General features: G+C 68.0%; 12 protein-coding genes and 1 tRNA gene. 6 read left to right on the top strand and 7 right to left on the bottom strand.

The features are described from left to right. Positions 1-8: 8 nt before the first annotated feature. Positions 9-1,001: a tripartite tricarboxylate transporter substrate binding protein gene (locus tag FFS10_RS06215; RefSeq protein ID WP_349654576.1), complete on the bottom strand. Its 993-nt coding sequence runs from the start codon at positions 999-1,001 to the stop codon at positions 9-11. A 202-nt stretch (positions 1,002-1,203) separates the two neighbouring features. On the opposite strand from FFS10_RS06215, the gene paeA reads away from it, so the two are divergent. Then, complete coding sequence (gene paeA / locus FFS10_RS06210) at positions 1,204-2,565, top strand: polyamine export protein PaeA (RefSeq protein ID WP_137892654.1); 1,362 nt, start codon at positions 1,204-1,206, stop codon at positions 2,563-2,565. Here the strand turns inward: paeA and FFS10_RS06205 are convergent. Both FFS10_RS06205 and FFS10_RS06200 read right to left on the bottom strand, forming a co-directional pair. Then, positions 2,541-3,170 (bottom strand): lytic transglycosylase domain-containing protein, encoded by a 630-nt coding sequence (locus FFS10_RS06205; protein ID WP_137892652.1) that lies wholly within the window; start codon positions 3,168-3,170, stop codon positions 2,541-2,543. The two genes, paeA and FFS10_RS06205, sit on opposite strands and share 25 nt — an antisense overlap. Positions 3,171-3,196: 26 nt before the next feature. Further along, the gene (locus FFS10_RS06200; RefSeq protein ID WP_137892649.1) at positions 3,197-4,942 is read right to left on the bottom strand and encodes a proline--tRNA ligase; all 1,746 of its coding nucleotides are present in this window, start codon (positions 4,940-4,942) and stop codon (positions 3,197-3,199) included. A gap of 96 nt (positions 4,943-5,038) precedes the next feature. Between FFS10_RS06200 and FFS10_RS06195 the strand changes: the two genes are divergently transcribed. Together FFS10_RS06195 and FFS10_RS06190 are read left to right on the top strand one after the other, a co-directional pair. Continuing rightward, positions 5,039-5,695 (top strand): RNA pyrophosphohydrolase, encoded by a 657-nt coding sequence (locus tag FFS10_RS06195; protein ID WP_137892727.1) that lies wholly within the window; start codon positions 5,039-5,041, stop codon positions 5,693-5,695. Then, positions 5,679-6,194 carry a CNP1-like family protein gene (locus tag FFS10_RS06190; protein WP_137892647.1) on the top strand — a complete coding sequence of 172 codons (516 nt, stop codon included), beginning with the start codon at positions 5,679-5,681 and terminating at the stop codon, positions 6,192-6,194. Before FFS10_RS06195 ends, FFS10_RS06190 begins: the two co-directional genes overlap by 17 nt. 22 nt (positions 6,195-6,216) lie before the next feature. On the opposite strand, the gene proB is transcribed toward FFS10_RS06190, so the two are convergent. The 4 genes from proB to rplU all read right to left on the bottom strand — a co-directional run bounded on the left by proB (position 6,217) and on the right by rplU (position 9,148). Then, positions 6,217-7,353 (bottom strand): glutamate 5-kinase, encoded by a 1,137-nt coding sequence (proB, locus tag FFS10_RS06185; protein WP_137892645.1) that lies wholly within the window; start codon positions 7,351-7,353, stop codon positions 6,217-6,219. A gap of 49 nt (positions 7,354-7,402) precedes the next feature. Then, entirely contained in the window at positions 7,403-8,470 is a 1,068-nt protein-coding gene (gene cgtA, locus FFS10_RS06180; RefSeq protein WP_137892643.1) for an Obg family GTPase CgtA, read from the bottom strand. 93 nt (positions 8,471-8,563) lie between these two features. Continuing rightward, positions 8,564-8,824: a 50S ribosomal protein L27 gene (gene rpmA, locus FFS10_RS06175; protein ID WP_137892641.1), complete on the bottom strand. Its 261-nt coding sequence runs from the start codon at positions 8,822-8,824 to the stop codon at positions 8,564-8,566. Positions 8,825-8,836: 12 nt separating this feature from the next. Next, entirely contained in the window at positions 8,837-9,148 is a 312-nt protein-coding gene (gene rplU / locus FFS10_RS06170) for a 50S ribosomal protein L21 (RefSeq protein WP_137892639.1), read from the bottom strand. A gap of 154 nt (positions 9,149-9,302) precedes the next feature. Here rplU and FFS10_RS06165 point away from each other — a divergent pair, with 154 nt between their 5' ends. The 3 genes from FFS10_RS06165 to pilB all read left to right on the top strand — a co-directional run bounded on the left by FFS10_RS06165 (position 9,303) and on the right by pilB (position 12,248). Beyond that, positions 9,303-10,283 (top strand): polyprenyl synthetase family protein, encoded by a 981-nt coding sequence (locus tag FFS10_RS06165; RefSeq protein ID WP_137892637.1) that lies wholly within the window; start codon positions 9,303-9,305, stop codon positions 10,281-10,283. A 26-nt stretch (positions 10,284-10,309) separates the two neighbouring features. Then, positions 10,310-10,386: transfer RNA gene (locus FFS10_RS06160), tRNA-Pro, on the top strand. A gap of 125 nt (positions 10,387-10,511) precedes the next feature. Next, positions 10,512-12,248: a type IV-A pilus assembly ATPase PilB gene (gene pilB, locus FFS10_RS06155; RefSeq protein ID WP_137892635.1), complete on the top strand. Its 1,737-nt coding sequence runs from the start codon at positions 10,512-10,514 to the stop codon at positions 12,246-12,248. Positions 12,249-12,250 lie beyond the last annotated feature (2 nt).

Below are 12,250 nucleotides of genomic sequence, written 5' to 3'. Positions count from 1 at the left end.
GGCCGGCCTCACTGACGCTCTATGCCGACCGCGCGGGCCAGCTTGCGGTAGCCCGCCGTCTCGGTGGCGTAAAAGCGCGCCGACTCCTCGAGCGACATGGGGCGGGCCACCAGCTGGCTTTGCGCCGTCAGCGACTCGCGCACCTTGGAGTCGCTCAGCGTCGCCTGGATGGCCTTCTGCAGCCGCTGCACCACCTCGGCCGCCGTGCCCTTGCGCACCAGGTAGCCGGTCCAGGTCATGTAGGCGAAGTCCTTGAGCAGCTTGCCCTCGGTCGCCGTGGGCAGCTGCTTGAGGGTCTCGGCGCGCTGGGCGCCGAGCTGGCCCAGCAGCTTGACGCGGCCGGCCGCGACCATGCCGTCGATGGCGCCGAAATGCGGCAGGATGGCGTAGTCCACGTTGCCGCCGGCCAGGTCCTGCAGCAGCGGCGCCGCGCCCTTGTAGGGCACATGGGTCATCTTCGCGCCTATCACCTGGCCCAGGTGCTCGGACAGCACATGGTAGAGCGAGCCCGTGCCCACGCTGCCGTAGTTCAGCGGCTTGTCCCTGGGCGCCTGGCGCGCCAGCGTGACCAGCTCGTCCATGCTGGCGGCCGGCAAGTCCTTTCTCGCCACCACCACCATGGGCGTCTGGGCGATCAGCTGCACCAGCTGGAAATCCTCGGCCTCGAACTTCACCGCGGCATTGGCCAGCGGGGCGAGGATCAGCTCGTTCGGCGAGCCCTGGAAGAAGCTCTGGCCATTGGCCGGCGCCGACAGCACCTTCTGCGCGCCCAGCGCGCCGCTGACGCCGCCCAGGTTTTCAACCAGCACCGGCACGCCCAGATCCCTGGCCATGGGGGTGTTGAAGATGCGCGCGATCACGTCCGAGGCGCCGCCGGCCGGGTAAGGCACCATCAAGGTCAGCGGGCCGCCGGGGTAGGCCTGGGCCGAGGCACCGAGCGCGAGCAACAGGCTAGCCGCAGCCAGCACGGCACGGCGGGAGAGCTGGGAAATGGCATTCAAGGCGGGTCTCCTGGGTTGTGGGCAAGTCATGACCGAATGCTAGGAAACCCGGATGAATATGTCCAATGCATGTTTATTTTTATTTGAATGAGAAAAAGTTATTAATTCAAGGCCATGCATGGCCTTGTCGCCAGCCATAGCACGGCCCAGTCGTTACACTGGTAAAGACCTCGTGCGAGCCCGTAACATCGGGCCGATCCCCATGAGCCTGACCCAAAGCCTCATCGTCATCGCCCTGCTGATCGGCGTCAGCGCCTTCTTCTCGGTGGCCGAGATTTCGCTGGCGGCCTCGCGCCGCCTGCGCCTGCGCCAGATGGCCGACGAGGGCGACGCGCGGGCCGACCAAGTCATGCACATCCAGGAGCACCCCGGCAATTACTTCACCGTCGTGCAGATCGGCCTGAACGCGATCGCCATCCTGGGCGGCATCGTCGGTGAGGGGGCCCTGAGCCCCCACTTCAGCCAGCTCTTTGGCTGGTGGTTGCCGCCTGCACATGCCGACAGCGCCGGCTTCGTCGTCTCCTTTGCGATCGTCACCTCGCTGTTCATCCTGTTTGCCGATCTGCTGCCCAAGCGCATGGGCATGACCGAACCCGAGAAGCTGGCCGTGCGGGTGGTCGGTACGATGCAGTTGTGCATGTCGGCGTTCAAGCCCCTGGTCTGGCTCTACGGGAAGGGGGCGGACGGGCTGTTCCGCGCCTTCGGACTGCCGGCCGAGCGCGACGAGCGGGTCACGTCCGGCGACATCCTGGCCCTGACCGAAGCCGGTGCCCAGTCCGGCCTGCTGGCACGGGGCGAATTGCAGGTGATCGAGAACGTGTTCGAGCTGGACACGCGCAGGGTGGAAAGCGCCATGACGCCACGCGACCGCATCGCCTACTTCCTCAAGGACGACCCCGACGCCGTGGTGCGCGCACGCATCGCGGCCGAACCGTTTTCTACCTACCCCGTCTGCGACGGCGACATCGACCATGTGCTTGGCTATGTCGACGCCAAGGACCTGTTCCAGCGCGTACTGAACGACCAGCCGATCGCGCTGACCGACGAAAGCCTGCTGCACAAGGTGCTGATCGTGCCAGATCGCCTGACCCTGGGCGAGGTGCTGGAGCAGTTCCGCCAGGTGCACGAGGACTTTGCGGTGATCGTCAACGAGTACAGCCTGGTGGTCGGCGTGGTCACGCTCAACGACGTGATGAGCACGGTGATGGGCGAGCTGGTGTCGCTGCCGGCCGAGGAGCTGATCGTGCAGCGTGACCAAGACTCCTGGCTGATCGACGGCGTCACGCCGGTGCAGGACGTGCAGCGCGCACTCGACATCGACACCCTGCCGCACGAAGATGAGTACGAGACCCTGGCCGGATTCCTGATGGTGATGCTGCGCCGCGTGCCCAGGCGCACCGACAGCGTGAGTTGGGGCGGCTACAAGTTCGAGGTGATCGATGTCGACAGCTACCGCATCGACCAGGTCATGGTGACGCGGCTGGACGCTGCGGCCCCCGCCCCTCCTGCGTGCAGCGAAACGGCCCCCTCCGCACCGGCTCAGGCGCTGCCGAGCTCCCACTGACGCGTCGCGCCCAGCACGGCGTCGGGGTACGGCGCCCGGCCCCGGCTGCCGTTGTAGCGGCCCAGGGCCAGGAACAGGTCGCCGCGCTCGCGCTCCAGGTAATGGCGCAGGATCACGCAGCCGAAACGCAGGTTGGTCTGCGTAACAAACAGATTGCCCGGATCGCCGTCGCCGATCACGCGGGCCCAGAACGGCATGACCTGCATATAGCCGCGCGCGCCAACTTGCGATATTGCACGACGTCGGAAGGCGCTCTCCACTTGGATCAGCCCCAGCACCAGCGACTTGTCCAGCCCAGCACGCGTCGCCTCGTACCAGACTGTCTGCAGAAATTCATCGCGCTCCTGCAAATCTGGCATGCGCCGCGTAAGTCGCGCTCCCATCCTAATTCGCCAGCGCAGGTACTGCAGCCGCGCCTCCGTTGTGCGGAACTCGGACTCGGGCGGTGCGCTGTAAGCAATCGCTGCGCGAAGCGCGCTGCGCACCGAGTCGGCCAGCGGCTCCTCGAGCTGACCTCCGGCCCGGGCCGGCGCGGCCCAGCCCCCCAGCCCCAGGCCCGCTGGCAGGGCCAGCAGGCAGGTTCTGCGGGACAGGCCGGGCTGCATGGTCGCCAACTCGCCGCCGGCCCCGCTCAGGCCGCGAGCCGCCCCTTCACGAAGGCGAACACCTGGTCCGCCGGCACCTTGCTCGCCGCCGCCTCGCGGCGGTGCTGGTACTCGAGCAGCCCTTCCTTGAGGCCGCGGTCCGAGATCACCACGCGGTGCGGCACGCCGATCAGCTCCCAGTCGGCGAACATGGCGCCGGGCCGCTCGCCGCGGTCGTCGAGCAGCACGTCCACCCCCGCGTCCTGCAGTTCGTCGTGCAGCCTCTCGGCGGCGGCCCGGACCTCGGCGCTGCGGTCCATGCCTATCGGGCAGATCACCACAGTGAAGGGCGCGATCGCGTCGGGCCAGATGATGCCGCGCTCGTCGTGGTTCTGCTCGATGGCAGCGGCCGGCAGGCGGGTGATGCCTATGCCGTAGCAGCCCATTTCCATGAACTGCGGCTTGCCGGTCTCGTCCAGGAAGGTCGCGTTCATGGCACGCGAGTACTTGGTGCCGAGGTAGAACACATGGCCGACCTCGATGCCGCGCTCGATCGCCAGCGGGCCCTGTCCGTCGGGCGAGGGGTCGCCGGCGACCACGTTGCGCAGGTCGGCCACCAGGTCGGGCTCGGGCAGGTCACGTCCCCAGTTGACGCCGGTCAGGTGGTGGTCCACCTCGTTGGCGCCGCAGATCCAGTCGGCCATCACGGCGACCTCGCGGTCGGCCACCACGGTGAGCGGCTGCTTGAGCCCGATCGGTCCCAGGTAGCCGGGCGGGCTGCCGAAATGGGCCTCGATCTCGGCGCCTGTGGCGAAGCGGAAACCCGCCTCCAGGCCCGGCAGCTTGCCGACCTTGACCTCGTTCATCTCGCGGTCGCCGCGCAGCAGCAGCAGCCACAGGCGGGTCTTGACCACCTCGTCGTAGTCGTTGAGCTCGTCGCTGGCCAGCACCAGGGACTTGACCGTGGTCGCGAGCGGCACGCCCAGCAGCTCGGCCACCTTGGCGCAGGTGCTGCGGTCCGGCGTGGGGGTGAGCGTGAGGGCCTGGGTCGCGGCCGCACGCGGCCCGGCCGGCGCCAGGGCCTCGGCCTTCTCCATGTTGGCCGCGTAGTCGCTCGCCGGGCAGTAGACGATGGCGTCCTCGCCGGTGGCGGCGATCACCTGGAACTCCTCGCTGAGGTCCCCGCCGATGGCGCCGCTGTCGGCCGCCACCGCGCGGTAGCGCAGGCCGAAGCGGTCGAAGATGCGGCGGTAGGCCTGGGCCATGACCTGGTAGCTGGCCTTGGCCGAGGCCGGGTCGCGGTCGAAGCTGTAGGCGTCCTTCATGACGAATTCGCGCCCGCGCATCAGGCCGAAGCGCGGGCGGCGCTCGTCACGGAACTTGGTCTGGATCTGGTAGAGGTTCTTGGGCAGCTGCTTGTAGCTGCGCAGCTCCTGGCGCGCGATGTCGGTCACCACCTCCTCCGAGGTCGGCTGGATCACGAAATCGCGCGCGTGCCGGTCCTTGATGCGCAGCAGCTCGGGCCCCATCTTCTCGAAGCGGCCGGTCTCCTGCCAGAGCTCGGCCGGCTGCACCACGGGCATGGTCAGCTCCACGGCGCCGGCCCGGTTCATCTCCTCGCGCACGATGGCCTCGACCTTGCGGATCACCCGCAGGCCCATGGGCATGTAGCTGTAGATGCCGGCACCCAGCTTCTTGATCATGCCGGCGCGCATCATGAGCTGGTGGCTCACCACCTCGGCGTCGGCGGGGGCTTCCTTGAGGGTGGAAATCAGGAACTGGGAGGCTTTCATTGACGGCTCGTGCGGGACGGGTAAGAGCTGGTCCTCTTGGCTGGCGCGATGCCTGCCGGGCATAATGGACTCAGTTCAAAAATTTGGGGTTTGATTATGCTCGACCGGGACGGCTTCAGGCCAAACGTCGGCATCATCCTGCTCAACCAGAGAAACCAGGTGTTCTGGGGCAAGCGCATCCGCACCCACAGCTGGCAGTTTCCGCAGGGTGGCATCGACCGGGGAGAGACACCCGAGCAGGCCATGTACCGGGAACTCCAGGAAGAAGTGGGCCTCCTGCCGGAGCATGTGCGCATCGTGGCCCGCACCCGCGACTGGTTGCGCTACGAGGTGCCAGACCGGTACATACGCCGCGACGCGCGCGGCCACTACAAGGGTCAGAAACAGATCTGGTACCTGCTTCAGCTGCTGGGCCATGACTGGGACCTGAACCTGCGCGCCACCGACCATCCGGAGTTCGACGCCTGGCGCTGGAACGACTACTGGGTGCCGCTGGACGTGGTGGTGGAGTTCAAGCGCGGCGTCTACGAGATGGCGCTGACCGAGCTGGCCCGCTTCCTGCCGCGTCACGAGCACCGCAACCGCTACCTGCGCGGCGGCATGCGCGCGCGCGAATTCGAGCCGGCCGGCCCGCGCCAGGAGCGCCCGTCCGGCGCCGGCCTGGAACTGCCGCCCGGCGCCACCTTCGAGCCCGACCCGCACACCGACCTGCCGTCCAGCGCGCAGGATGCCTCACATGCGGCGCCGCGCTAGGCGCGCGGCGCTGGCGCTGGCCCTGTCCGTGCTGGCCGCCACGGGGGCCTGGGCCCAGCTGGTTCCCGACGCACCGGACTGGCGCGAGAGCGAGGTGCCGCCCCCGCCGGCCTTCGACGTCAAGCGCCTGCTGACGGTGGAGATGCCGCGCCCCTCCTCGCTGAGCGTGGGAGTGGACCCGGCCACGCTGTCGATCAGCCGCGACGGCATCGTGCGCTACGTGGTCGTGGCCGCCAGCCCCAGCGGGGCCATGAACGTGATGTACGAGGGCATACGCTGCAGCACCGCGCAGCACCGCGTCTATGCGCGCCACCATCCGGACAGCGGCTGGACCACCGACAGCCAGTCCGCCTGGCGCTCGCTGCGCGACCCCATGCCGTCCCGGTATCCGCTGGTGCTGGCGCGCACCGCCCTGTGCAGCGGCGCAGCGCCCAACGGCCCGGTCGCCGAGATCGTGCGCAGCCTCAAGAACCCCTACCCGAGCGGCCAGCGCGATTGACGCCGCCCCTGGCGGCGCGGTCTTAGCGGCTGAGCACCAGGTTGTCCCGGTGCACCATCTCCGGCTCGGCCAGGTAGCCGAGCAGGCCCTCGATCTCGCTCGAGGGCCGGCGGCACAGCAGGCGGGCCTCGGCGCTCGCGTAGTTGGCCAGGCCGCGCGCGATCTCCTGGCCCTGGGCGTCGCGCACCGCGATCACGTCGCCGCGCGAGAACTCGCCCTCGACCGCCGTCATGCCGATCGGCAGCAGGCTCTTGCCCTCCTCGCGCAGCTTGGCGACGGCGCCGGCGTCTACGGTCACGGCGCCGCGCAGTTGCAGGTGGTCGGCCATCCACTGCTTGCGCGCCTGCTGCTTGGCCGTCTGCGCCACCAGCAGCGTGCCTATGGCCTCGCCGCGCGCCAGGCGGATCAGGGCGTCGGGCTCGCGCCCCCAGGCAATCACCGTGGAGGCGCCGGAGCCCGCCGCGCGCTTGGCCGCCAGGATCTTGGTGATCATGCCGCCCTTGCCCAGGCTGGAGCCGGCGCCGCCGGCCATGGCCTCGAGCACCGGGTCGCCCGCCTGGGCCTCGTGCACGAACTGCGCCGACGGGTCCTTGCGCGGATCGGCCGTGTACAGGCCCTTCTGGTCGGTCAGGATCACCAGCGCGTCGGCCTCGATCAGGTTCGCGACCAGCGCACCCAGGGTGTCGTTGTCGCCGAACTTGATCTCGTCGTTGACCACGGTGTCGTTCTCGTTGATCACCGGCAGCACCCGGTGCAGCAGCAGCGTGCGCAGCGTGGAGCGCGCGTTCAGGTAGCGCTCGCGGTCGGCCAGGTCGGCGTGGGTCAGCAGCACCTGGGCGCTGCCCAGGCCATGCTCGCGCAGCTTGGTCTCGTACATCTGGGCCAGGCCCATCTGGCCGACGGCGGCGGCAGCCTGCAGCTCGTGCACCTCGTGCGGCCGCGTGGCCCAGCCCAGCCGCTTCATGCCCTCGGCGATGGCGCCGCTGGACACCATCACGACCTCGCGCCCCTCGCGCGCCAGCGCCGACATCTGGCGGCACCATTCGCCGATGGCGACCTCGTCCAGCCCCCTGCCCTCGTTGGTCACGAGGCTGGAGCCGACCTTGACGACGATGCGCCGCGCGTCGCGCAGCACGGTGGAAGCGGGTTTCTGAGTCATTCGGGTTCCTGGGCCGCGCCGCGCGGGCAGCAGGCCGATTGCTAGGTTGTCAGGCCGGCCGTTCGGCGAAGCGCGGATCGGGCTCCACCGGCTGCTGCTCGGACACCTGCTGCGCGCGGATGTGCTGATAGACGGCCTGGATCAGCGGCTCGCAGCCCTCGTGCGTGAGCGCCGAGATCTCGAACACCGGGCCCTTGTACTTGAAGCGCTTGACGAAGTCCTTGACGCGGGCGGCGCGCTGCTCGGCCGGCACCATGTCGAGCTTGTTGAGCACCAGCCAGCGCGGCTTGTGGTAGAGCTCGTCGTCGTATTTCTTGAGCTCGGCCACGATGGACTTGGCCTGCGCCACCGGGTCCACGCCCTCGTCGAAGGGCGCCAGGTCGACGATGTGCAGCAGCAGCCGCGTGCGCTGCAGGTGGCGCAGGAACTGCAGGCCCAGGCCCGCCCCCTCCGAGGCGCCCTCGATCAGGCCTGGCACATCGGCCACGACGAAGCTCTGCTCGGGGCCGACGCGCACCACGCCCAGGTTGGGATGCAGGGTGGTGAACGGGTAGTCGGCGATCTTGGGCCTGGCGTTGGAGATCGCGGCGATCAGCGTGGATTTGCCGGCGTTGGGCATGCCCAGCAGGCCCACATCGGCCAGCACCTTGAGCTCGAGCTTGAGGCTCTTGCGCTCGCCGGGCCAGCCTGGCGTCTTCTGGCGCGGCGCGCGGTTGATCGCGCTCTTGAAGCGCATGTTGCCGAAGCCGCCGTCGCCGCCCTTGGCAATCATGATGCACTCGCCCGGCGTCAGCAGCTCATAGAGCACGTCGCCGGTCTCGGCGTCCGTGACGATGGTGCCCACCGGCATCTTGAGCGTGATGTCGTCGCCCGCGGCGCCGAACATGTCCGAGCCCATGCCGTGCTGGCCGCGCTTGGCCTCGTGGCGGCGCGAGAAACGGAAGTCGACCAGGGTGTTGAGGCTGGGATCGGCCACGGCGAACACATGGCCGCCGCGCCCGCCGTCACCGCCGTTGGGGCCGCCGAACTCCTTGTACTTCTCATGCCGGAACGAGACGCAGCCGTTCCCGCCATCGCCGGCAGCGATGTCAATATAGGCTTCATCCACGAACTTCATGACGGGTCCAGTTTACAAAGGAAAGTTGAGGAGGCGGGGCCAAAACACAGAAGCCCCGACCAGGCGGGGCTTCCGGAGTGGATCCTGCGGGCTTCAGGCCGCCGGGGTCACGTTCACCATGTGCTTGTTCAGCGCCCCCTTGGTGGCGAACGACACATGGCCGTCGACCAGGGCGAACAGCGTGTGGTCCTTGCCCACGCCGACGTTGGTGCCGGCATGGAACTTGGTGCCGCGCTGGCGCACGATGATGGAGCCGGCGCTGATCAGCTCACCGCCGAAGGCCTTCACGCCGAGCATCTTGGGCTTGGAATCGCGCCCGTTTCGCGTAGAGCCGCCGCCTTTTTTCTGTGCCATGACCTGTGCTCCTTAGGCAGTGATCGCGCCGATCTGCAGCTCGGTGAACTGCTGGCGGTGCCCTTGACGTTTCTGATAGTGCTTGCGACGGCGCATCTTGAAGATGCGAACCTTGTCGTGCTTGCCGTGCGCCACGACCGTGGCTTTGACAGTCGCGCCGGACACCAGGGGCGTACCCACCTTCAGCTCAGCGCCGTTGCCGACAGCCAGAACCTGGTCGATGACGATTTCCTGGCCTACGTCCGCAGCAATCTGTTCTACTTTAATTTTTTCGCCAGCAGCAACACGGTACTGTTTGCCGCCGGTTTTTATGACCGCGTACATGAATGACCTCTTGAAAGGAAGTTCCGCAAAAAGGATTTTTCGAGGAACCGGGGATTCTATCACGCATGCGGCGCGCTGTCACGACTGGCGGCCAGGCCTCGGGGGCGGCGGCGCGCGCTCCCTATAATGGCGCAACTTCCGTCCAATCGCCGCCTTGTCAGCCTCCCCCAGCACCGCCGCCATTCTTGCCCTCGTTGCCGACGACATGCGCGAGGTGGACAAGGTCATTGCCCACCGCCTGGCCTCCGGCGTCCCGCTGGTCGGCGAGGTGGCGCGCTACATCATCTCCGCCGGCGGCAAGCGCCTGCGCCCCGTGCTGCTGCTGCTGACCTGCGGCGCCCTGGGCTACCGGGGCGCGCAGCGCCACGAGCTCGCCGCGGTGGTCGAGTTCATCCACACCGCCACCCTGCTGCACGACGACGTGGTCGACGCGTCCACACTGCGCCGCGGCCGCCCCACGGCCAACGAGACTTTCGGCAACCCGGCCAGCGTGCTGGTGGGCGACTTCCTCTACTCGCGCGCCTTCCAGATGATGGTCGAGGGCGGCAGCATGCGCGTGATGCAGATCCTGGCCGACGCGACCAACGTCATTGCCGAGGGCGAGGTGCTGCAGCTGATGAACATGCACGACGCCTCGCTCGACGAGGCTGCCTACCTGCGCGTGATCCAGTCCAAGACGGCCAAACTGTTCGAGGCCAGCGCCCGGATCGGCGCCGTGCTGGCGGACAGCCCGCCCGCGGTCGAAGAGGCCTGCGCGCGTTACGGCCAGGCCCTGGGCACGGCCTTCCAGGTCATCGACGACGTGCTGGACTACGACGGCGACGCGGCCGAGATGGGCAAGAACCTCGGCGACGACCTGCGCGAGGGCAAGGCCACGCTGCCGTTGATCGCCGCCATGCGACGCGGCGACGCGCGCCAGCGCGACGTCGTGCGCCAGGCCATCGAAACGGGCTCGGTCACCGAGCTGACCGCCATCGTCGACATCGTGCGCCAGACCGGTGCCCTGGAGGCGACGCGGCAGGCCGCGGCCGCGGAGGCCGAGCGGGCCATGGAGGCCGCGCGCGAGTTGCCGCGCAATGAGCACTCCGAAGGTCTGCTACAATTGGCGGCTCAGCTTTTGGAGCGACGTTCCTGAAACCACTCAGGGCCCGTCATCCGCATCGGGGTGTAGCTTAGCCTGGTAGAGCGCTACGTTCGGGACGTAGAGGCCGGAGGTTCGAATCCTCTCACCCCGACCAGCTGATTCTCGACTGTCTTCTTTTGCCCACTTCGCGGCAATCCTCCACGGCCTGCAGGTTTACACGCACATCCCGATCGGCGATGATCAGGCGCTGTTCCCGCTCTTCGCCTTTCACCGCCGCACATGGCCTCTGTTGACACCGTCCTGAGAGAAGCTGCCGCCGCGACCTTGCCCGGCCTGGGTCGCGCCCTCGTGATGGCAGGCAAGCTCGATCAGAAGACGGCCGAGGAGCTCTACCGCAAGGCCCTGGCCAGCCGCAGCAAGTTCATCGCCGAGCTCACGGGCTCGGGCGCGGTCTCGTCGGCCGACCTGGCGCACACCATGTCGAACGCCTATGCCGCGCCCCTGCTGGACCTGGACGCGGTCGACCCGCAGCGCCTGCCCAAGGGACTGCTCGACGGCAAGATCTGCCTGGCCTACCGCGTGGTGGTGCTGCGCAAGCGCAACAACCGCCTGATCGTGGCCACGGCCGACCCTTCCGACCAGGAGGCTGCCGAAAAGATCAAGTTCGCCACCCAGCTCGGCGTGGACTGGGTGATCGCGGAATTCGACAAGCTCTCGCGCATGGTCGAGGCCAGCAGCACCTCGGCCACCGAGGCCATGGACCACATCATCGGCGAGGACTTCGAGTTCGACGAAGCCTCGATGGAGGCCCAGGCGCCCGACAGCGGCGAGACCACGAGCGCGGAAGTGGACGACGCGCCGGTCGTCAAGTTCCTGCACAAGATGCTGCTCGACGCGTTCAGCATGCGCGCCTCGGACCTGCACTTCGAGCCCTACGAGCACCATTACCGCGTGCGCTTTCGCATCGACGGCGAGCTGCGCGAGATCGCCTCGCCGCCGATCGCGATCAAGGACAAGCTGGCCTCGCGCATCAAGGTGATCTCGCGCCTGGACATCGCCGAGAAGCGCGTGCCGCAGGACGGGCGCATGAAGCTCAAGATCGGTCCCGACCGCGTGATCGACTTCCGCGTCAGCACCCTGCCCACGCTGTTCGGCGAGAAGATCGTGATCCGTATCCTGGACCCTAGCAGCGCCAAGCTGGGCGTCGACGCGCTGGGCTACGAGCCCGAGGAAAAGGAGCGCCTGCTCAAGGCCATCGAGCGGCCCTACGGCATGATCCTGGTCACCGGTCCCACGGGCTCGGGCAAGACCGTGTCGCTCTACACCTGCCTGAACCTGCTGAACAAGCCCGGCGTCAACATCGCCACGGCCGAGGACCCGTCGGAGATCAACCTGCCCGGCGTGAACCAGGTCAACGTCAACGAAAAGGCCGGCCTGACCTTCGCCGCGGCGCTCAAGTCCTTCCTGCGCCAGGACCCGGACATCATCATGGTGGGCGAGATCCGCGACCTGGAGACCGCCGACATCGCCATCAAGGCCGCCCAGACCGGCCACCTGGTGCTGTCCACCCTGCATACCAACGACGCGCCGACCACGCTCACGCGCATGCGCAACATGGGCATCGCGCCGTTCAACATCGCCTCCAGCGTGATCCTGATCACCGCGCAGCGGCTGGCGCGGCGATTGTGCGTCAACTGCAAGGCCCCGGCCGACATTCCCGCCGAGACCCTGGTCGAGGCGGGATTGCGCGAGGAAGACATCGACGGCAGCTGGACGCCCTACCGGCCGGTAGGCTGCTCCATGTGCAACAACGGCTACAAGGGCCGGGTCGGCATCTACCAGGTCATGCCGATCAGCGAGCCCCTCCAGCGCATCATCCTCGCCGACGGCAGCGCGCTCGAGATCGCCGAGCAGGCCCAGCGCGAGGGCGTGCGCTCGCTGCGCCAGTCGGGCCTGCACAAGGTCAGGCTGGGGCTGACCTCGCTGGAAGAGGTCCTGGCCGTCACCAACGAATAAGA

The organism is Ramlibacter sp. 2FC, assembly GCF_005503345.1.
GTDB lineage: Bacteria > Pseudomonadota > Gammaproteobacteria > Burkholderiales > Burkholderiaceae_C > SCMQ01.
The sequence above is the reverse complement of the archived record's forward strand: the minus strand, read 5'-3'. Positions and strand labels throughout refer to the sequence as shown.

Excerpts from the sequence above, each read along its gene's own strand:
- paeA (WP_137892654.1), top strand. The coding sequence starts at position 1,204 with ATGAGCCTGACCCAAAGCCTCATCGTCATCGCCCTGCTGATCGGCGTC.
- FFS10_RS06205 (WP_137892652.1), bottom strand. The coding sequence starts at position 3,170 with ATGCAGCCCGGCCTGTCCCGCAGAACCTGCCTGCTGGCCCTGCCAGCG.
- FFS10_RS06200 (WP_137892649.1), bottom strand. The coding sequence starts at position 4,942 with ATGAAAGCCTCCCAGTTCCTGATTTCCACCCTCAAGGAAGCCCCCGCC.
- FFS10_RS06195 (WP_137892727.1), top strand. The coding sequence starts at position 5,039 with ATGCTCGACCGGGACGGCTTCAGGCCAAACGTCGGCATCATCCTGCTC.
- FFS10_RS06190 (WP_137892647.1), top strand. The coding sequence starts at position 5,679 with ATGCGGCGCCGCGCTAGGCGCGCGGCGCTGGCGCTGGCCCTGTCCGTG.
- proB (WP_137892645.1), bottom strand. The coding sequence starts at position 7,353 with ATGACTCAGAAACCCGCTTCCACCGTGCTGCGCGACGCGCGGCGCATC.
- cgtA (WP_137892643.1), bottom strand. The coding sequence starts at position 8,470 with ATGAAGTTCGTGGATGAAGCCTATATTGACATCGCTGCCGGCGATGGC.
- rpmA (WP_137892641.1), bottom strand. The coding sequence starts at position 8,824 with ATGGCACAGAAAAAAGGCGGCGGCTCTACGCGAAACGGGCGCGATTCC.
- rplU (WP_137892639.1), bottom strand. The coding sequence starts at position 9,148 with ATGTACGCGGTCATAAAAACCGGCGGCAAACAGTACCGTGTTGCTGCT.
- pilB (WP_137892635.1), top strand. The coding sequence starts at position 10,512 with ATGGCCTCTGTTGACACCGTCCTGAGAGAAGCTGCCGCCGCGACCTTG.